This window comes from Anaeromicrobium sediminis (genome assembly GCF_002270055.1).
GTDB classification, from domain to species: domain Bacteria; phylum Bacillota; class Clostridia; order Peptostreptococcales; family Thermotaleaceae; genus Anaeromicrobium; species Anaeromicrobium sediminis.
This window is the reverse complement of record NZ_NIBG01000010.1, coordinates 37887-58408: the sequence shown is the minus strand read 5'-3', so window position 1 is coordinate 58408 and position 20522 is coordinate 37887. Positions and strand designations below refer to the sequence as shown.

Here is a 20522-nt window from a genome sequence, read left to right as displayed (position 1 = left end):
TTTAAGTTCTAATAAAAAGAAAGGAGCTTTTAATGGTGAATTTTAAAAGTGTTAGAAGTAAGCTTATTTTAGCCTTTGTAATACTTATAATTTGCCCATCTACTATTATAGGCAGTGTATTATATATAAAATCTGTAAATATATTACAAGAAAAGACTGGCCAAATAATGATAACTAATTTAAAACAAGATGTTAAAGCTGTGGAAAATTGTTTAACAGAAACTTATTATCTGGCCATTAGATTGAGTTCTAGTAATGAAACCATAGAAGAAATCCAAACTGTTATAGAAGCTGATAAAGAAACGCGTAAAAAGGAATTAATGAATATGTCTTCTGAATATTCTAGAACGGCTAAGAAATATAGATACATAGACTCTATTTATATATATATTCCAAAGATAAAAACTGTAATGACTACCTATGGTATGAAAAATATAATCTCAGTTAAGGATGATGAGAATTTTAAGTGGCTAAGGTTAATAAAAAAAGGCAAGACAAATCCTAATAATTGGATATCTATATTAAATATAAAAGATGATTTTTTTTCCCATGAGAAAAATTTTTTTACCATCTCAAAACAAATTAAGAATTTTAATCATGAAGAATCCCTAGGTGAATTACGGGTAAATGTGGATGAGAGAGTATTGTTCTTTAATTTTTTAAACAACGGAGGTAAAAAATTAAAGAATATAGTATTTGTTATAGATGAAGAAGGACGAGTAGTTTCACATCCAAAGGTAGATCTTATAGGATTAAATTTTAGTAAAAAGCCCTATATTAAATTTATTTTAAATAGGGAAGAGGGCTACTTTGTGGACACTGTAGGGGGAAAGAAACATTTAATCACCTTTGTGACTAGCAAGCTTACTAATTATAAAATTGTATCCTTAATAGATCAAAATGAGATTATATCTGAGATTAAGGATATTAAATCCCATGCCATTAGTGTTATGGGCATATGTATGATTGTAAGTGTAATTATAGGCTTTATATTTTCGCTAAATATATACGAACCTATTAAAAAGTTAAAGTACTCTATGGAAGAAGTGGGAAAAGGAGACTTTAATATTAAGATTATTGAAAAAAGAGAAGATGAATTTGGAATTTTAAATAAAGGTTTTAATCAAATGGTTATGAAAGTAAATAATCTTTTTAATGAAGTATATGTACAAAAATTGTTGAAAAAAGAAGCAGAATTACAGGCACTGCAATCACAAGTGGCTCCCCATTTTATGTACAATACCCTAAATTCTATTAGGTGTGTAGCTATACTTCAAGAATCAAAGACGGTGGCAGAAATGTTAGGAGCATTAATAGAATTACTTCAACTTAGTGCGGGAAATAAGATGGATTTTATAACTTTAGATGAAGAGATTAAACAAGTTAAAAATTATATATTACTTCAAAAGTTTAGATATAGAGATTTATTTCAAGTTCGTTATGAAATAGATAAGTCTATTTTAATGTGTAAGGTTCCTAAATTAATATTACAGCCCCTTGTAGATAATAGCATAAGATATGGTATTAATCTAAGGCGGGGAGATGGAATTATCAAAATAAGAGTCATAAAGGATGAAAAGGATATTTTGTTAGAAGTAGAGGATAACGGCGTGGGAATGACTGTTGATGAAATAAAAGAAATCATTAGAGGAAAAAAGGAGCAAAAGGTAGGAGGAACAGGAATAAACAATATAAACAAGAGAATAAAACTATATTTTGGAGATTGTTATGAATTAACTATGAGAAATAGAGAAGAGGGCGGATTAATAGTTAGAATGCGAATTCCCATGACCTTTGAAGGAGAGGGAGAAGATGATTAAAGTATTAATAGTAGATGATGACTTTCCAGTTAGAATGTTTTTAAATAAGATAATAGATTGGAATAAGCATGGATATGAACTGGTGGGAGAAGCAATAGATGGAAGGGAAGCATTAGAGAAAATAGAAAAATTCAAGCCCCATATAGTCATAACAGATATAAGTATGCCTAGTATGAATGGTATAGAATTGATAAAAAACATAAGAGAAAAAAAATACGGATGTAAAACAATTGTTTTGAGCTGTTATGACGATTTTGCATATGTGAAAGAGGCATTAAAGCATGGAGCTAATGAATATTGCCTAAAGAATCAATTGAATGACAAAATTTTATTAAAAACTTTAAAAGAAACCAAGAATTTAATAGAGAAAGAAAGAGTGGAAAATGGACAATATGAAAGTATGAAAGATCTGGCAAATAAGTGTTTAAAGACACTAAGGCAACAGTTTTTTAGGGAAATTATAAATGGAAGTTGGAAAGAAAAAAAGGATATTAGAGAAAAAATTAAAGAGTTGAAATTGGGAGATGACTTAAAAAATAAAATAATAATGATTTTAGAAATCGACGGTTTTCATAAGTTAAAATTTGGACCTCATATGAGAAATAGGCAAATCCTATATAATTCCATTATGAATATATCAAAGGAAATATTAAATGATTTTAATGATGGATATGTATATAGGGTAACAGACAAACAGTTTTTAATATTATATTCAGTTCATGGAGAAAAAAGTCAATTGAACATGTATAAAGGTATGAAGGAATTTGCTGTAAGGGTGCAAAAAAACATACAAATCTATTTGAATATTAATATGTCCATTGGAATTAGTGAGCCTATCTACAGTCTTGATCGTATAGATGAATACTTTAATCAATGTAAAATGAGTTTAAAATCTAAATTTTATATGGGAGACCATAAAATAATACTTTATAAGGATATAGTAAAAGAGATTTCAACAGATCCTATAAAAATCAGCAATAGGGAAGAAAAGGAGTTAATATTTTATTTGAGAAATTGCCAATACGAAAAGATAAATTATTATATAGATCTATATGTAACAGGATTTAAGGAGAGGAATGTAAAAATAGAATATGTCCATAATTTCTTTAGAAGGATTATATTAATAATAAACAAAGTTGCAGATGAGTATGACATAAATCCTAAAGATATTTATGGGGAAGATACCAATCCCTTTAGGGTAATTGAAAATATGGAAACTATTTTTGATTTAATCATATGGATCAAAAGGAATATAGAAATTGTCACAGGTAAACTTAGGCCTAATGATCAGAATAAATTTGAACATGAGGTTATTTGTGAAGTCATACGATATATTAATTGCAATTATATGAAGGATATAACCTTAGTAAAGGTAGCAGAACATGTACACATGAATATGTCCTATTTAAGCCATTTATTTAAGCAACAGACAAAAAATAACTTTGTGGACTACTTAAAGGATGTGAGAATCGAGAAGGCCAAAGAATTGATGGAAACCCATAATAAGAAAATAAGTGAAATTGCCGAATTGGTAGGTATAAGAGATCGTAGATATTTTTCAAAACTATTTAAAGAGAAGGTTGGCAAAAGTCCTGCTCAATATAAAAAGACAATAGGATAAAGCTAAATGACAGGCCTAGGACAATTTTATCTTAGACCTGTCATATTTATTTTTGAACTTCATCGTATACAAGGGATAAAAGTAACCCTAAATCATCTATGGAGTTTACCCCACCTTGGCAAACATGATTATTTCCGCCACCATTTATAGTTACTCTACTTCTTAAACCATTCACTATGTCCTTCATATTAATGTGGGAAATGTTTTTAGACAAAGCAAGGATAAATTGTGCCTTATCTTTTTTAGTCCCAAGTAGAGCTATCACGTTGTTTTTAGAACATAAATTAAGTCCAAGGGTACGAAGGTTTTGAAAGTCTTTGTCTTCAAATATTTTTCTTATTATTTTATAATTTCCATTAGGAGTACATTCATTATATAGTTTTTCTCCTTCGTAAAATATTAATTCACATTGAAGTTTATTTATTTCTTTTTTATTAGAATTATTTACATTATGTATTCGCTCCACAGCTTCATACACTTGAGAGTCTTTTACAGATAAAAGGGTAGATAGATTGTTTATTTGATCATTTTTTATTAAATAGTCATTATATGCCCTATTGCCACAAACAAATTCTAATCTAGTTTTCCCACGTGTTTTTTCATAGGTCTTTATTTTGATTAAGCCCACTTCACCAGTTCTACTCACGTGAGTACCACCACAAGGAGAGTGATCAAAAGAATCAATACTAACTACACGAATATTTTCATCAACAGAAGGAACTTTTCTAAGGGGCAGTTCTTTTAAGGTATGAGAATCTGGATAAAATTGCTTTATGATTAAATTGGCAAAAACTATTTCGTTGGCCAATTGTTCTATTCTTTTTATATGTTCATCTTTCAAGTTTTGGGTAGTAATGTCTATAGTGGTGTAGTCTTTACTTAAATGGAAACCTACAGTTTTACCGCTGTATAACTTATCTATACATGCAGAAAGAATGTGCTGACCTGTATGCTGTTGCATGAAGTCGAATCTCCTGGGCCAATCTATAGCGCAGTTTAATTTATCTTCCTTTGAGGGTAAACTGTTTACAACATGATATACTTTATTATCTTCTATGTAAACATATTTTACTGGGATGTTTTCAATAAAACCCATGTCAGAAGGTTGTCCACCGCCCTCTGGGTAAAAGCAAGTTTTGTCTAGGACTAGGTGAAAAGAATTACCTTCATTTTTCACTTCCATAATATTGGCAGAAAAGTTTTTTAAATATACGTTTTCGTAAAATAGTTTTTTATACAAGTGTATCACTCCTATTAAAAGTTTGTTCCCTGGTTTAGTATTTTAATGCTCCCTCTTTTGCAAGGGGGAGCAAAAAAATTGTAAAAATACCTGGATTTCTTTAATTAAAATTCAAATATAGTAAAAAGCATATGAATTAAGATTCAATTTAGTACATTTTTCCCTTAAATAATTATGAATTCTACAATAATTTAGAATATCCTGTTAATTAGTCTTAACTATTTTGTAATTTTCGCCATTTATAGATAAAAGTTCACTTAAAAAGTCTAAAGGATCACTTAAATTAGAAGTGTTTTTTGTATCTAAAATATATTTGTTTGATTTTTCATCCCATAAATAATTTTCCGTTGAAGAACTTTTTTGTAAAAACTTAAATTCATCCGGCTTAGGAAATTTGTCACTAAGGGCTAAAAAGGATTCTGTAGTAGTCTTAGTGATGATTTCTTTGTCAGAAGGAAAATCTACAGAACCAGTTTTAATATTTTTTTGCCATTTGTTTTTAGGTTCATCTGGGTTTACCCAGTTTAAATTATATATTTCCTCTGAATAAGTGGTTTTCCTAAATAACTCCTTAAAACTATTAGAATTAAATCCCCAAATTTCTAAAAATTCGTCATAATAAAAGGCTCCTAGGCGTTCATCTAGTTTTTGATGACTTATAATTAGATTATAATCCTTGTCAGGATATGGTCTAAATTCTAGACTTTTTATAGGAAGTATATCCTCAATACTATACATATAAACGTATTGGCCATTCACTTTATTATAGATAGCCATAACGCTTACATCTTTAGATAAATTTAGAACTACTATTAGATTTGAATTATTTGGAACAACCTTGTCCTCGTACAATTTTAATTCTATGTATTCTTCGTAAGGAAACCATTTTGTGTAATTTAAGTTCTTTAGGGTTGTGTTTATGATTTTTTTCCTACTTTCATTTTTTATACTAATATCATCTGAATTATAATTATCTATCATATCCATAGAGATTTTTAAATCATCTACAATATAAGATTTGAAAGTAGAAATATAAGGATTGGAAGTAGGGACCATATACAGGCCTATGAAAAAAAATGAAAAAGATATTAGAATTAGAAAAATAAATATCCTATACAACATAAAATCACCTCTCATAAATTATATGTACTAATCCCTAAGAAAAACACAAATTTAGACATGCTGAATAAAATATATTAAGAGTTATTCCCATGAGGAGGAGTTTATTCATGAACTTAGTGGAAAAAATATATGAAGGAATAAAAGAATTCATAGATGTATTCATAACTAAATATGAATATGAAAATAGAGGGATAATAAAAAAAATTAGAATAGATAGTAGATTGAATCTAAACATAGATGAAGAAATGTGGAGTAAGTTGTTTTTATATAAATCCTGTTATAACTATTGTGCCAAGATAATCATGTTAAGATATTTAGAAGACAATAAACTAACATACGTAAAAATGAATAAAAGTGGTTTTAACAAATGGAAGGAATTTGTTAAAAATATATCCGAGAGGTTTAGTTTATTATATGATGTGGCAATAATGGATTTACAGGAAGATAAAAATAATACAATAAGAAATATATTTAAGAGTAGTGACTATGATTTATTTAGAATAGATGATGAATTGGCCGGTTTATTGTATAAAAATTTTTCGGGGATTGATTTTTCTAATCTAGAAGTAAAAGAATTAATAAGTGTTTTTAGAAAAATATACTCACTGGAAAAAAGGGAAGACCTAAATTTAGAGAAGTTTTATAAAAGAGCTCCAGCATTTTTTTATTTACTTAGATTGGAAGAAAATAAAAGAATATTATAAAATCTAAAAAATTTAGATTAATAATTATGGGACGTTAGATAATGGTCCCATAATTATTAAATAACTTCATTGTAAAATATTATAATCTGTTATATATTTAGAAGGAACAGGCTAATAAAAGGAGAGAAACAATTATGAACAATATAAAAGATAAAGTTGAAGAAAAATTATTTAAATTTATATCTGGAGAAAAATATAAGGAACATATGGAAAAGTCAAAGAAGTTATTTTATGAAGAAATTAGTAAAAATAATGTAAGTGACAGCTTTATCATGAACTTTACAGATTGGATTTTGCATAATTATAAATTAGAAAACAAAAAGAATTTTATTGAAGAATTTTTAGAAAATGATAAGAGTTTAAATGACAAAGAAATAGATTATTTAAAAAGCAAATTAAATTCATATTTGAGTATATATGAGTTAATTAGTTTAAAGGATAATGTGGGAACTTTTAAAGATATATTTACCAATGAGGAAATATCAATTAGGATAGATGATGAAGAATTTAAGGTAAGAGATTTAATATTCGTTAGAATAATGAACCTAGAGGGCGAGAAGATCATTTGTTCAGATACAATTTATATACCAAGTATGTTTAAAACAGTTATTGAAAAAAACATTAAAACCTATTATGATGAATACAAAAGTAAAAGAGAATTTTCAGATATGGTAGATTTTTTAAGAAATCATCCTATGGTATTGTATAAGCATGTGTCCATTGTGGAAGATGTATTAGAAAAGGAAATGGAAAAAAATGAAGACTACGATGTTTGGCAAAGTGTATATTTATTTCAAGATGGAAAGAAACTAATGGATGAAATTGATAAAAGTGAAAAGTTTGTCATTGATTTTTGTGATGAAGAGGAAGTTTCTTATAATTTAATGGAAGAAAATGAAGTATTAGCTAAAATACTTATTGAAAAAAATAAATTAGAAGTAGAGTGTAATTCTCAAGTGATGAGAGATGAAGTGAAAAAAATAATTGAATCTACTTTAGGCAAATTAGTACATCATTATAAGGATGAAATTGTAAAATTTGAAGATTTAATATAAAACTAGATATATATACTATTACATAAGGGGGATTAAATTTTGAAAAAGTGGGAGTATAAAATAATAAACTTAAAAACAAAGGGTGTAACTAACTTAGTATTAAGTAAAGATGATGAAGATAAATTAAATGTATTAGGCGAAGATGGCTGGCAATTAGTTAGTGCTGTTCCCACAGTTAATGGAAGGACTATTTGTTGTATGCTAATGAAAGAAAAGGAATGAAGAAAAAATGAAATTGACAGATGAGAATAATAAGGATAAAATTATTAATAATAATTCGTTGTTGACTTTAAGGGGGGCAAAAAAAAAAGTATGGAAATTTCATTATCAGACTTGGTAGACTCGTGTAGCGATCATATTTATTTAGAGATGAAGAGTCCCAATGAAGAGAAATCTCAAAACCTAAAGTTTTTAAAGGAACTAAAGGCTCTGCTTATAAAATATGGTAAATCTACAAAAGAAGTAGATTATATAATAAGTGAATTAGAAGGTAAAGCTACACACGAAAATGTTATAAGCATGTTTGATATAGACGAGGATAAAATTCTTGAGTATATTAAAAAACACCCATACTTCAAAAATCCATGTGATTACCCTATTAGGTTAATTACAATTATGAAATATCTAAAGAAAAAAGGAATTCCTACTAACTATAGGGACATGGATTTAATAGTGGAAAAGATTATATTAAAAATGGATGGTGTACAAAAAGTTGGAGATGGAATGTATTTAAGCAATAATTAGAGTACAGTTTAGTTAAACTGTACTTTTTTTATTGTATATATAAAAAGGGGAAATCTGTTTTATGTAGAAAATATTAATATACAAATTAATCTGAATTTTTTACATATTAGGAAATTAAAAGGTTTGAAATTATACAATAGGGTGATAATGATGGGGAAATGCGAGGGAAAAAAGGAAATAATACAAAATACAACAAAAGTAAATAAAAGGGCTATACTGTTGAGTATTATTGCTTTGAGCACAATTTTGCTTATGGGTATATTAAAGGATGTAGGTCCTAATTACTTTGTGAGAAGAGAGATCTTTTTATACTTAAAGGAAATGCAGCCTATTGAAAAGGAATTTTATAATCTTATGGACAAGGTTATGGAAAATGGAATTGAAAAGGGAAAAGAAAACGAAATATATTTAATTGAAATTAAAAAAATTTTACAAAGGGCATATGGAAAGAATCCTAATAAGTATACTAGGAAGAATTATGATTTATTTATAAAGGAAATGGAAAAGGCCAAAGAATTAATAGATTATGTTCATGGAGAAGGGGAAAAGGATAAAATTAAAGTTTATATGGAAAATTATAATTTAGTTGGGAAAAGTCGTAATGAGAATCTAATAGAAATTTTTGAAAAATATGATATATCATATATAGACATGGAAGGGAAAATAATATATGAAACAAAATGATTTTATAATCTATTTTCCCAGGAAATAGTATGATAGATAATATTTAGGTAGGCCTTTAACAGATGGGAAAATAGTTTATAGTTTAAAACAGGGGGACAAGATGGAAAATAGAGAAGAAAAATTAATAGAAGAACTTATTGGAGACCGGAGTAATTTTTATGAAAATATATCTGTAATGGATATATTTTTTCAAGTATTTATAAATAAATATGGGAAAAGGGCACTTACCAATATAGATGAAAATATAAAACTGAAAAATTTTTTTTTAACTGAAGAAATATTAAATATGGATACAACATTATTTAGTAAGTTATATGAAAACTATATTTCAATATTTACTAAATATAAGACTGGTAGTTTTTATACACCAGACTATGTTTTAAAGTATATGGTAAGAGAGTCTTTAATCAAATATATAAGTTTAAATAGTAATTTAGACATAAGTACTATAGAAACCATATTGGAAAAGGGAGAAACGAATATAGTAGACAAACATATGCTGAAAAATATACTATATAGTTTAAATAAAATAAGAATAATAGATGTGGCCTGTGGAACGGGTCTGTTTTTAATAGAGGCATATAAAAGCATATATAAGTATAAGATCATTTTATATAAAGCTTTGAATATTAATATAAGCTCAGAGATGAAGAAATCTATATTAGAAGAAAATATATATGGGATAGATATTCAGAGGGAGCCTGTTTTGGTATGTAAAATGTGTTTGAACTCTTTAGGATGGACTGGCCATGATCTAAATATAAAAGAAAATATAATAATGGGCGATAGTTTAATGGAAGATACCTATAACAGCCCTAAAATAAAAAAAGTATTAGAAGAAGGAGGGTTTCATGTAGTTATAGGAAATCCTCCTTATTTAGGGGAAAAGGGGAATAAAGATATATTTAGAAAGATAAGGGAAACTTCCTTTGGGAATGAGTTTTATGAGTCCAAGATGGACTACTTTTATTACTTCATATATAAGGGAATCCATATCCTTAATAAAGATGGAATATTGAGCTTTATAACTACAAACTATTTTTCAACAGCAGATGGAGCCATGAAGTTGAGAAGTTTTTTAAAAGAAAATGTATCTTTTTTTCATATATTAAACTTAAATGATTGTGAAATTTTCAAAAATGCAAGGGGTCAGCATAATTTAATATATTTCGTGAAAAGGGGTAGTAGTAAGGAAAATATAAAATTGACCTGTGTTAGGGATAAAAATATAGATATAGTGAAATTTTTTAATGGGAAAGAAAAAAATAAACACATAGAAGAATTTCTATTAAAGGACCAAGAAAAACTGTATGGTGAAAATAATCATATATTGATCCAAGGTCATGTGGCTAAGGATACCATATTAAATAAATTAGAAAAAAATAAGGATTGTAATTTAGGAGAAAAATTTAACATAAACCAAGGTATTGTAACAGGCCTTGATAAAGTAACAAATGGAGCATTAAAAAATAAATTCACACAAGAAGAAATTATTAATAAAGGCATTAAATTAGGACAAGGGGTATTTGTTCTAGAAGAAGAAGAAATAAAAAAGTGCGGATTAGAAAATAATATATATAAAAAAGAATTTTATAAAAACAGTCATATAAGTAGATATGTTACACAAGGAGAAAGTAGAAAATATATTTTTTATGTTAGGGGCAATCTAGGCGAAGATAGAAAAGATGACAAAGCAGTGAAAAAACACTTATATAGATTCAAGATGGCCCTTGAGAAAAGACGTGAGGTTATAAATGGCACAAAGCCCTGGTACTCTATACAATGGCCTAGGAAGGAAGAAATATTTTTAAATAATAAAATATTAGTGCCTCAAAGGGCAAAGAGAAATACCTTTGCCTTTGAAGAGTTACCCTGGTATGCTAGTGCAGATGTATATTACATAACTAGAAAATGTTCTTCTGTTAATTGGAAATTCATATTAGGTCAATTAAACTCTAAGTTAATATACTATTGGTTATACTATTTAGGAAAGAGGAAGGGGGAGTATCTAGAACTATATTCAACACCCCTTAAAAATATACCTATTAAAATAAGTTGGGAAAAGGACGAAGAAATAAGTGACCTAGTTAAAAATGTCCTGGAAGGTGGGTCTGAGGAAGAATATCAAAGGCTTATAGATGAAAAAATATATGAGATGCATGGATTAAATGATGATGAAATAAGAATGGTTGAAAGAGTATACAATAGATAATTGTATCGCTTCAATTATCTAAAATATATGAATATTTTTCCTTTACATAGATACAATTGAGTGATATAATTAAAATGAGAATAAAATACGATACAATTCATCAAAGGAGCGATACAATTATGAAGGGCGTTACTTCAAAAAAGCTTACTCTAGGAGGAGTTATGGCAGCATTAGTTTTAGTGGGAACTATGATTATACAAATTCCAACTCCTACTAAGGGATATATTCACATTGGAGATAGTATGGTTTATTTATGCGGTATATTTTTAGGTCCAGTATATGGAGCATTAGCAGCGGCCATAGGGTCTTTTTTAGCAGATGCCTTGTCAGGATACATGGTATATGCACCGGCTACTTTTGTCATAAAGGGATTAGATGCCTTTGTGGTAGGAATTATATATTATAAAATTGTACAAGAGGGAGATTCTGTTCCTAAGAGAATCTTAGGATTTTTAGTAGCAGCTTTATTAGGTGGAGCCTTAATGGTAGGTGGATATTTAGTATATGAAAGCTTTTTATACAAATTTGAAACAGCCCTATTAGGAGTTGTAGGAAATATTACTCAAGTTATAGGTGGAGCCATTGTAGCCTTACCACTTCTTATGGGGCTTGAAAAAAGTAAAGTAATACAAAGATACGTAAAGGAATTTTAATAGATCATTTTCTCTAAGGATAAAGCCGATTTTTAATTGGCTTTATTTTTATTGGAAAAAAAGGGAATAATATACTAAAATTACTGAGGAGTTTTAGTATGAGAAGACCTATGTTGTTTATTTTCCTAACCTATGCTTTGGGAATATATTCTGGAGAATATATAGAACTGATTAATGAAAAGATCATATTGTTCATGTTAATACTATGTATGCTTGCTTTTTTTATAAAAAAGAAGAAATACATAGTATTAACATTGATTGTTTTTGTATTGGGGAATTTAAATTATATAGGACATAAATATTATGATGGTGAACTAGGAAATTTTGAGAATGATAAAATAACATTAAAGGGATTAGTAGTACAGCAATATATATATGATGATAAGTTTATATTAAAGAGTGAGTACATTATAGATAAGAAGAAAAAGTATTTTATTAAAGAGAACATATTAGTAAAATTAAAAGAGAAAAGAAGGGAAAGTATATTAGGGAAAGAGATTATAGTAGAAGGTATTATAGTAAAGAGTCCTGCAAAAAGAAACCCTAAAGAATTTGATTATAGAGCGTATTTAAAAAGTAAAAAGATAAATTCCATATTGTATGCTAGGTCTATAGAAGTTATTAATAAAGCAAATGTATTATTAGATTGGGCTAGTCAAACTAAAAATTATGTATATGAGGTCTTGGAAAATACTTTACCACCATTAGAAGGGAATCTGTGTTATGGCCTAATAACAGGAGATAAAAGTTTGCTAAATGAGGAAATATATGATAACTTTAGAAGTCTAGGAATAAGTCACATATTAGCAATTTCAGGATTGCATGTGGGAATAATATATATTTTTGTTTATAGAATCACTTTTAAAAAAAAGTTTATACAAAGATTGTTAGCAGGCATTGTATTTCTTATGTATATAATTGTAACAGCATATTCCATATCTATTATAAGAGCTGTGTGTATGTTAATTATATTAGATGCTGCCAGTGAAATAGAAAGACCTTATGATTCATTATGTGCCTTATCTTTTATAGGATTTATATTTATCCTAGTAAATCCTTATGTGTTGTATAATAGTGGATTTTTATTATCTTTTTTTACTGTTATGTGGATTATACTTTTACATAGTAAGGTAGAAAAACTATTATACTTTTTTAATGAAACCATTAGGAAAATCATAAGCGTAACTTTAAGTGCCCAACTGGGTATACTGCCAATTATATTATATAATTATAATGAAATCTCCATATACTCATTAGTGATGAATTTATTAGGAATATGGATATTATCTATTTTAATGCCTGTTATATTACTCAATTTATGTTTATACTTGGTAATGCCAAAGGCTAGTACCATATTAGCTTTTTTTATATTGTGGGGAAGTAGGATAATAATAAATTTGGCAAAGGTGTTTTTAAAAATGCCCTTTAGTAGTTTTCTTTTAGCATCTCCAAGTAAAATTTTTATAATAACTTATTATGTAATATTATTAATTATAGTTTATGAAATTTGGCCAGTAAAAATAGGAAAAAGAAGTATGTGTATAATAATAATAGGACTATTTTTTATAACAAATCTAATGGGGAGTCTAGTGAAAAAACCTTTTACAATGACATTCTTTCATGTGGGCCAAGGGGATTGTACACTAATAACTACTCCTCATAAAAAAAATATATTAATAGACGGTGGACCTGTGTCTGAAGGTGATGATGAAAGATTATTATATCTTTTACTTAAAAACGGCATAAGAAAGATAGATATTATAATTTTGTCTCATAGCCATAAGGATCATATTGGTGGATTGTTAAGGGTGGCTGATAAAATGACAGTGGATAATCTAATATTTGGAGTATATGCAAATGAAATAAAAGAATTTAATCAGTTGCTCTATTATTGTAATGTGGATGAGGCTAATATTTTTAATATGTCAAGGGGACAAAGTATTACAGTGGAAGAAAATTTATCTTTCAAATGTATTAATCCCAGTGTAGATACTGTATACAAAGAAGATGACGAAAATAACAACTCTCTTAGCCTTATACTAGATTATAATGATTTTAAATGTCTATTTACAGGAGATATAGAGTCTAGTGGCGAAGAAAATATATTGAAAAATAATCAAATTATAAAAGCTGATTTAATTAAGGTACCACATCATGGCAGCAATACATCTAGCACAAGAAATTTTTTAAATGAAGTGAATGGAAAAATAGCCATAATTCAAGTGGGAAAAAACTTTTATGGACATCCAAGTAAGGAGATACTAAAAAGATATGATGACTATGGATATAAAGTTTTTAGAACAGATAAATTTGGAGCAATAATAATAAAGGTAAATGACGATGAATTAAATATAAGAACAATGGTGAGGTAGGAATAATGGATTACAAAGAAATTGTAAAAAAGATAAAAAACAAAGAACTTAAAAATATAAATTTATTTTATGGAACGGAAAGTTATATAGTAGATAGCATTATGAAGAGAATAAAAAAGGACCTTATATCTGTAGATTTTGAGGCATTAAATTATCAATCTTTAGAAGGAGAACAAGCTAGTGTAGATAATATTATTAATGCATGTGAGACTTTACCATTTATGGGAGAATGTAGACTTGTAATAGTGAAAAATTTAGAATCCTTTTCTGGAAAAAGAAAAAATATTAGTGAAGAGGAAGAAAAAAGAATTATAAAATATTTTAGTAATATTCCAAATACTACATATCTAATATTTACTTCAATGGAAGCGGTAGACAAAAGAAAAAAAGTATTTAAAGAAATAAAAAAATATGGTGACATAGGTGAATTTAATAAGTTAATAGGATCAGATCTTTATAAATGGGTAGAAAAACGTTTTAAAGAAAAGGGAAAGAGAATAGAATTGAAAAATATTCGTATGCTTTTAGATGGAGTTGGATATGAGGAAAAAAACTCTCCTAAGACTTTAATGGATCTAGAAAATGAAATTAGTAAAATTGTGGGTTATGTAGGTGAAAATGAAGTTGTTAAAAAAGAGGACATAGAAGCTTTATCTCCAAAGACTTTGGAGAATAATATATTTATATTGGTAGAATGTTTAGGTTCTGGCAAAATCAAAGAAGCCTTGAGTATATTAAATGATATGGTACTGCAAGGAGAGCCTATAGTACGAATAACTCATATGATAATTAGACAATTTAGATATATATATCAAGTTAAACTAATGTTAGCTAAGGGATATACTAATATGGGTATAGGACCTAAGCTTGGAATACAACAGTTTGTAGTAAGCAAGTATGTTAAGCAATCAAAAGAATTTACTTTAGAAAGATTAAAAGAGATTTTAGAAGAACTGGCTAATACAGATAAAGATATAAAGAGTGGGAAAATGGAACCTAAGCTGGCTGTAGAAATTTTTATAGTGGGTAGTAAATCATAAATGAAATTAAAAAAAGAATGGATGTTTTAAACATAAAAAACACAGGATATGAGATCCTGTGTTTTTTTATGTACAAAGTAAAAAAGCGTACATAGTACGCTTGTTTTTCATGGGGAATTTATGACGGGTTGAAACGATAATGCATAAATTACTTAGCTGCGTTTAACTGCTTAGCTAATTGAGCAACTTTTCTTGAAGCCATATTCTTGTGGAATATTCCCTTAGAAGCTGCTTGCATGATCTTCTTTTCTGCAAAAGAGAACTTTGCTTTAGCTTCTTCCATGTTTCCAGCAGTTAAAGCTTCATTAAATCTTCTTATAGCAGTTTTAACAGCAGATTTAGCCATTCTGTTTCTAGCTGTCTTAACTTCGATAACTTTAATTCTTTTCTTTGCTGATTTTATGTTTGCCAACCGGTTCACCCCCTTGTATCATTCAGTTCAACAAAAGTTATTTTATCATGATTGTTTTGAAATTGCAAGGTAAAACTATTATTTATTTTATTTCCAATATACAAAAAATTTATACACATTTATATTTACCTATTTTAATTACATAAATTTCATAAAAAGGTGAAAACTATATAAAGATAGGAGGTATGTGTAGATGATAAGAACAGATTTAGCTTTAGAAGCACAAGAAATGTGTCAAGAGGAGAATCGTGGGGAAATTCCAGGAGTGTCTGTAGAGCAACGTAAAGCGGATGTAGCTACAACTACCTATGTGGAAGTTTTAAATGAGGAAGGTAGTAAAATAATGGGGAAGCCAAAGGGCATGTATATTACCATAGAAGCCCCCCAGTTAAAAGTGGCAGATGCGGACTTAAAAGATAGTATGAGTAAACTTTTAGCAGAAGAGTTAAAGGCTTTTGTCCCTAAAAAGGAACATTTTAAAACCTTAATTGTGGGATTAGGTAATTGGGACATAACTCCAGATGCATTGGGACCACAAGTAGTATCTAAAATATATGTAACTAGACATTTTTTTGAAGCGTATAAAAAAGAAGAAGACGAGACTATGAGAGCTGTAAGTGCCATATCTCCTGGAGTTATGGGGACAACTGGAATTGAAACGGTGGAAATTATAAAGGGTATAGTAGAAAAAACTAAACCGGATTTCGTAGTGGCCATAGATGCATTAGCATCTAGAAAAATGGAAAGAGTTAATACAACTATACAAATAACAGATACAGGCATAAGTCCTGGTGGTGGTGTAGGAAATAAAAGAAAAGAATTTAGCAAGGCTACCCTAGGAGTTCCTGTTTTGGCAATAGGAGTACCTACTGTGGTAGATGCAGCCACATTAGCCAATGATACCATAAGCTTAGTAGTGAACCATCTTGCTAGTCAAACAGAAAAGGGTTCATCCTTTTATAATTTGTTAAAGGGAATGAAAGATGAGGATAAATATCAATTAATAAGGGAAGTTATGGAACCATTTAATGCTAATGTAATAGTAACTACTAAGGATATAGATATGATAATCACTAATATTTCTCAAGTAATAGCTAATGCATTGAATATTTGCCTACATCCTGGAATTGAAATTAAAGATGTAAATAGATATTTACATTAACTTAAGGAATATTTTGCGGTTTTGAATCATATAATTCTTTGTAAACATAAGACAAGCAAGGGGGGAAGCTATTGATAAAAATTATAGAACTTAAAAAAATATATAAGTGGTTAGGAATGATTTTGACTATAACCTTGTTTGTAGTATCTATAAAATTCTATATATATGATATAACTGTGGAAGCATTGAGCATGGATAAAAACTATGAAGTACAAGTTGAAGATGAAAATGTTAAAAAGGACATATTAAGGGCCATATTTCTAAAAGGAATACCTGCTATGGAGATAACTTATAAAGAGGAAAACGTAGAAAATAACTATTCTTTTAAATCAGTTTTTTATAAGCTGGTAGATATGAACTATAAGGATCCTAAAACATTCTTAAAGAATGAAATGGCCATTTTAGAAAATATGGATGAGGATATAGTAAATTATAATGATCATAATGAAAAAGTAGTAGAACCTGAAATAGAACCGGTGTCTACTAAGAAAAATGAGGATGAAAATTTATCAGAAGAGGAAACTGATATTAAGGAAGAAGCCCAAGAAGTAAAAGAACCAGACAAAAAAGAGGAAGTAAAGATAGTAACTTCACCAGCAAAAAAACCAAGTAAGAAATTGAAAATTGTAAGTGGAAAACCAAATATATTTATCTATCATACCCATGCTACTGAATCATATCTTCCTATGGATGAAGGAAACTTTCATTCTCTTAAAAGGGATTATACCGTTAGAAAAGTTGGAGACGTTCTTACGGACTCTTTGGAGGACAAGGGATATAATGTGGTTCATGATGAAACACTCCATGATTATCCATCATATAGGGAATCTTATACAAGGGCATTATCAACCCTTAAAATTAACATGAAAAAATATCCTACAGCTAACTTTATAATTGATATACATAGGGATGCAGGAGGAAGTACAGAAGAAAGTAGGAGAAATAGCTATGTAACTATAAAGGGAAAAAAGGTAGCAAAATTTAGTATGGTAGTTGGAACTAAGAATGAAAATTATGAAGATTTAATAGCCTTTGCAAATTACATTAAGGGAAAGAGTGATGAACTTTATCCAGGACTTTGTAAAAAGACTATTAAAAAGCCTTATAAGTTTAATGAATATAATTCAGACCATTATATTTTAATAGAAATAGGTAATACACAAAATAATATAGAAGAGGCTACTGAAGCAGCAAAATATGTTGGAAAAATACTAGATGAAGTCATAAAGGATATAAAAGAATAGAACTTAAAATTAAGGTCTATAATACTAGTGGTGATAATAATGGGCAGAAAAGAAGAAAAAAATAAAAAAAACTATTACTTTTTCAAAAGTATGAGTATAGTGTTACTTATGATAATAATGATTGGTGGTATAGTTTCTGTAGATAATTCATTTCGTCAATTAAATAAGATAGAAGATAAGATGGCATTAGGATATTATAAAATAACCAAATCCCTTTATGAAGTATACATATGTGGTGAAAAATTATATGTAGATAAAGAAAAGGTGAAAGATAAGTACATGTCTATAAAAAATAATATTGATATTTTTATAAAGGATGTACAAAATAAAAATGAATTCTTTGATAAATAAAAATGAATTTTCATAAATTCATTTTTATTTAATTTCATATTTAAATCGCACTGAAACTATAAAAAAACGTCTTCTTTTAGTAAAAAAGTCCTCTTTTAGAATGTAAGTTTAATTATTTAATAATCTATTATATTATAAAATATTAGGGAAGTATAAAAATAAATCCTAAAATAATCAGTAAAACTACACCATTTCAATAAATTATGGTATAATGATACAGATTTTAAAGAATAAGAGGATAAAGAATAAGAGGAGGACTATTAATGGGTAGCAACCGCCAAAAGCAGATACGAAATTTTAGTATTATAGCGCATATTGACCACGGGAAATCTACTTTGGCAGATAGATTAATAGAAAAGACAGGTCTTTTAACGCAAAGAGAAATGAAAGATCAAATACTTGACAGTATGGAACTAGAGAGAGAACGTGGGATTACTATAAAGTTACAAAGTACTAGATTGGTTTACAAAGCCAAAGATGGTGAAGAATATATATTAAATTTAATAGATACACCAGGTCATGTGGATTTTACATATGAAGTTTCACGAAGTTTAGCAGCTTGTGAGGGAGCCATATTAGTAGTAGACGCAGCACAAGGTGTGGAGGCACAAACTTTAGCTAATGTTTATTTGGCATTAGAACAAGATCTAGAAATAGTTCCTGTTATAAATAAAATAGATTTACCAAGTGCAAGGCCAGATGAAATAAAAGAAGAAGTAGAAGATATTATAGGTATAGATGCAAGTTATGCACCACTTATTTCCGCAAAGGAAGGCTTAAACATAGAAGATGTATTAGAAGCAGTAGTTAAGTATGTACCAAGTCCAACTGGAGATGAAGATGCACCTCTTAAGGCTTTAGTATTTGACTCTTACTATGACAGTTATAAGGGTGTAGTAGCCTATACAAGAGTAAGAGAAGGTAGTGTAAAACGTGGAGATAAAATTCTAATGATGGCTACAGGTAAAAAGTTTGAAGTAACAGAAGTTGGAGTATTTACACCAAGTGCCATGGCTACAGATGAATTAAAAGCAGGAGATGTAGGATACATAACTGCTAGTGTTAAAAATGTAGGCGAGGTGGAAGTTGGAGATACTATAACTAGTGCTGATAATCCTACTGATGAACCACTACCAGGCTATAAGAAGGTAGTTCCGATGGTTTATTGTGGTATTTATCCAGCAGAAGGTGAAAAGTATGAAAATGTCCGTGATGCCCTTGAAAAACTTCAAGTTAATGATGCATCTTTAGAGTTTGAAGCAGAAACTTCAAATGCATTAGGATTTGGATTTAGATGTGGATTCTTAGGATTACTTCACATGGAAATAATTCAAGAGAGATTGGAAAGAGAATTTAATTTAGGATTAATAACCACATCTCCAAGTGTTATATACAGAGTTACAAAGACTGATGGAGAAGTGTTAATGATACAAAATCCTACAAATCTACCTCCAACGGAAGAAATAGCTTTTATGGAAGAACCTATAGTGGATGCAAAAATTATGATTCCTAATGATTATGTGGGTAATGTAATGGAACTTTGCCAAGATAGACGTGGAAACATGAAAAATATGGAATATATAGATGAAAGAAGAGTAGCTCTTAACTATGAACTACCTTTAAATGAAGTAATATATGATTTCTTTGATGCATTAAAATCTAAGACTAGGGGATATGGTTCCCTTGACTATGAATTAAGAGGATATGAAAGATCTAAGTTAGTTAAGATGGATATATTACTTAACAAAGAAGTAGTAGATGCTTTCTCTATGATTGTTCATGAATCTAAGGCTGCTGCTAGAGGAAGAATCGTATGTGAAAGATTAAAGGATGTAATTCCTAGGCATATGTTTGCTATACCTGTTCAAGCTTCAATAGGAAATAAGGTAATAGCTAGGGAGACTATTAAAGCCATGAGAAAAGACGTATTAGCAAAATGTTATGGTGGAGATATAAGTAGAAAGAAAAAGTTACTTGAAAAGCAAAAAGAAGGTAAGAAGAGGATGCGTCAATTAGGAAATGTTGAAGTTCCTCAAGATGCATTCATGGCCGTATTAAAATATGATGAATCAAAATAGTCACCTTT

18 protein-coding genes are annotated in these 20522 nt (G+C 28.7%); 15 read left to right on the top strand and 3 right to left on the bottom strand.

Annotated elements, in window-relative coordinates; genetic code table 11:
- Nucleotides 1-35: 35 nt before the first annotated feature.
- Both CCE28_RS12315 and CCE28_RS12310 read left to right on the top strand, forming a co-directional pair.
- The gene (locus tag CCE28_RS12315) at nt 36-1820 is read left to right on the top strand and encodes a sensor histidine kinase (protein WP_176461798.1); all 1785 of its coding nucleotides are present in this window, start codon (nt 36-38) and stop codon (nt 1818-1820) included.
- On the top strand, nt 1813-3441 hold the full coding sequence (locus tag CCE28_RS12310; protein WP_095134026.1) for a response regulator transcription factor: 1629 nt from the start codon (nt 1813-1815) through the stop codon (nt 3439-3441). Before CCE28_RS12315 ends, CCE28_RS12310 begins: the two co-directional genes overlap by 8 nt.
- 46 nt (nt 3442-3487) lie before the next feature.
- On the opposite strand, the gene CCE28_RS12305 is transcribed toward CCE28_RS12310, so the two are convergent.
- A complete protein-coding gene (locus tag CCE28_RS12305) occupies nt 3488-4681 on the bottom strand; it encodes an alanyl-tRNA editing protein (protein WP_095134025.1) in 1194 nt (397 codons plus the stop codon).
- A gap of 204 nt (nt 4682-4885) precedes the next feature.
- The gene (locus CCE28_RS12300; protein ID WP_141228358.1) at nt 4886-5662 is read right to left on the bottom strand and encodes a hypothetical protein; all 777 of its coding nucleotides are present in this window, start codon (nt 5660-5662) and stop codon (nt 4886-4888) included.
- A 248-nt stretch (nt 5663-5910) separates the two neighbouring features.
- Here CCE28_RS12300 and CCE28_RS12295 point away from each other — a divergent pair, with 248 nt between their 5' ends.
- From CCE28_RS12295 to holA, 9 genes are all read left to right on the top strand, one after another.
- Nucleotides 5911-6507, top strand: a complete 597-nt coding sequence (locus tag CCE28_RS12295; protein WP_095134023.1) for a hypothetical protein — start codon at nt 5911-5913, stop codon at nt 6505-6507.
- A gap of 134 nt (nt 6508-6641) precedes the next feature.
- Nucleotides 6642-7562 (top strand): hypothetical protein, encoded by a 921-nt coding sequence (locus CCE28_RS12290; protein ID WP_095134022.1) that lies wholly within the window; start codon nt 6642-6644, stop codon nt 7560-7562.
- Nucleotides 7563-7601: 39 nt separating this feature from the next.
- Nucleotides 7602-7784: a DUF4177 domain-containing protein gene (locus CCE28_RS12285; protein ID WP_141228357.1), complete on the top strand. Its 183-nt coding sequence runs from the start codon at nt 7602-7604 to the stop codon at nt 7782-7784.
- Between the two features lie 90 nt (nt 7785-7874).
- The gene (locus tag CCE28_RS12280) at nt 7875-8306 is read left to right on the top strand and encodes a hypothetical protein (protein ID WP_095134020.1); all 432 of its coding nucleotides are present in this window, start codon (nt 7875-7877) and stop codon (nt 8304-8306) included.
- A gap of 150 nt (nt 8307-8456) precedes the next feature.
- A complete protein-coding gene (locus CCE28_RS12275) occupies nt 8457-8990 on the top strand; it encodes a hypothetical protein (RefSeq protein WP_095134019.1) in 534 nt (177 codons plus the stop codon).
- Nucleotides 8991-9090: 100 nt separating this feature from the next.
- Nucleotides 9091-11202 carry an Eco57I restriction-modification methylase domain-containing protein gene (locus CCE28_RS12270; RefSeq protein ID WP_095134018.1) on the top strand — a complete coding sequence of 704 codons (2112 nt, stop codon included), beginning with the start codon at nt 9091-9093 and terminating at the stop codon, nt 11200-11202.
- A gap of 119 nt (nt 11203-11321) precedes the next feature.
- Nucleotides 11322-11855, top strand: a complete 534-nt coding sequence (locus tag CCE28_RS12265) for an ECF transporter S component (protein ID WP_176461797.1) — start codon at nt 11322-11324, stop codon at nt 11853-11855.
- A gap of 98 nt (nt 11856-11953) precedes the next feature.
- A complete protein-coding gene (locus CCE28_RS12260) occupies nt 11954-14227 on the top strand; it encodes a DNA internalization-related competence protein ComEC/Rec2 (protein ID WP_095134016.1) in 2274 nt (757 codons plus the stop codon).
- A gap of 5 nt (nt 14228-14232) precedes the next feature.
- On the top strand, nt 14233-15267 hold the full coding sequence (gene holA / locus CCE28_RS12255) for a DNA polymerase III subunit delta (protein WP_095134015.1): 1035 nt from the start codon (nt 14233-14235) through the stop codon (nt 15265-15267).
- A gap of 148 nt (nt 15268-15415) precedes the next feature.
- On the opposite strand, the gene rpsT is transcribed toward holA, so the two are convergent.
- A complete protein-coding gene (gene rpsT / locus CCE28_RS12250; protein ID WP_095134014.1) occupies nt 15416-15679 on the bottom strand; it encodes a 30S ribosomal protein S20 in 264 nt (87 codons plus the stop codon).
- A gap of 193 nt (nt 15680-15872) precedes the next feature.
- Here rpsT and gpr point away from each other — a divergent pair, with 193 nt between their 5' ends.
- The 4 genes from gpr to lepA all read left to right on the top strand — a co-directional run bounded on the left by gpr (nt 15873) and on the right by lepA (nt 20514).
- Nucleotides 15873-16841 carry a GPR endopeptidase gene (gpr, locus tag CCE28_RS12245; protein WP_095134013.1) on the top strand — a complete coding sequence of 323 codons (969 nt, stop codon included), beginning with the start codon at nt 15873-15875 and terminating at the stop codon, nt 16839-16841.
- A 71-nt stretch (nt 16842-16912) separates the two neighbouring features.
- Nucleotides 16913-18085: a stage II sporulation protein P gene (gene spoIIP, locus CCE28_RS12240; protein WP_095134012.1), complete on the top strand. Its 1173-nt coding sequence runs from the start codon at nt 16913-16915 to the stop codon at nt 18083-18085.
- A 90-nt stretch (nt 18086-18175) separates the two neighbouring features.
- Complete coding sequence (locus CCE28_RS12235; protein ID WP_176461796.1) at nt 18176-18436, top strand: hypothetical protein; 261 nt, start codon at nt 18176-18178, stop codon at nt 18434-18436.
- A gap of 263 nt (nt 18437-18699) precedes the next feature.
- Nucleotides 18700-20514, top strand: a complete 1815-nt coding sequence (gene lepA, locus CCE28_RS12230) for a translation elongation factor 4 (protein ID WP_095134010.1) — start codon at nt 18700-18702, stop codon at nt 20512-20514.
- Nucleotides 20515-20522 lie beyond the last annotated feature (8 nt).

What these genes read in the sequence shown, in the direction of transcription:
- CCE28_RS12310 (WP_095134026.1), top strand. Translation starts at nt 1,813, where the DNA reads ATGATTAAAGTATTAATAGTAGATGATGACTTTCCAGTTAGAATGTTT.
- CCE28_RS12300 (WP_141228358.1), bottom strand. Translation starts at nt 5,662, where the DNA reads ATGATAGATAATTATAATTCAGATGATATTAGTATAAAAAATGAAAGT.
- CCE28_RS12295 (WP_095134023.1), top strand. Translation starts at nt 5,911, where the DNA reads ATGAACTTAGTGGAAAAAATATATGAAGGAATAAAAGAATTCATAGAT.
- CCE28_RS12290 (WP_095134022.1), top strand. Translation starts at nt 6,642, where the DNA reads ATGAACAATATAAAAGATAAAGTTGAAGAAAAATTATTTAAATTTATA.
- CCE28_RS12280 (WP_095134020.1), top strand. Translation starts at nt 7,875, where the DNA reads ATGGAAATTTCATTATCAGACTTGGTAGACTCGTGTAGCGATCATATT.
- CCE28_RS12275 (WP_095134019.1), top strand. Translation starts at nt 8,457, where the DNA reads ATGGGGAAATGCGAGGGAAAAAAGGAAATAATACAAAATACAACAAAA.
- CCE28_RS12270 (WP_095134018.1), top strand. Translation starts at nt 9,091, where the DNA reads ATGGAAAATAGAGAAGAAAAATTAATAGAAGAACTTATTGGAGACCGG.
- CCE28_RS12265 (WP_176461797.1), top strand. Translation starts at nt 11,322, where the DNA reads ATGAAGGGCGTTACTTCAAAAAAGCTTACTCTAGGAGGAGTTATGGCA.
- CCE28_RS12260 (WP_095134016.1), top strand. Translation starts at nt 11,954, where the DNA reads ATGAGAAGACCTATGTTGTTTATTTTCCTAACCTATGCTTTGGGAATA.
- holA (WP_095134015.1), top strand. Translation starts at nt 14,233, where the DNA reads ATGGATTACAAAGAAATTGTAAAAAAGATAAAAAACAAAGAACTTAAA.
- gpr (WP_095134013.1), top strand. Translation starts at nt 15,873, where the DNA reads ATGATAAGAACAGATTTAGCTTTAGAAGCACAAGAAATGTGTCAAGAG.
- CCE28_RS12235 (WP_176461796.1), top strand. Translation starts at nt 18,176, where the DNA reads ATGAGTATAGTGTTACTTATGATAATAATGATTGGTGGTATAGTTTCT.
- lepA (WP_095134010.1), top strand. Translation starts at nt 18,700, where the DNA reads ATGGGTAGCAACCGCCAAAAGCAGATACGAAATTTTAGTATTATAGCG.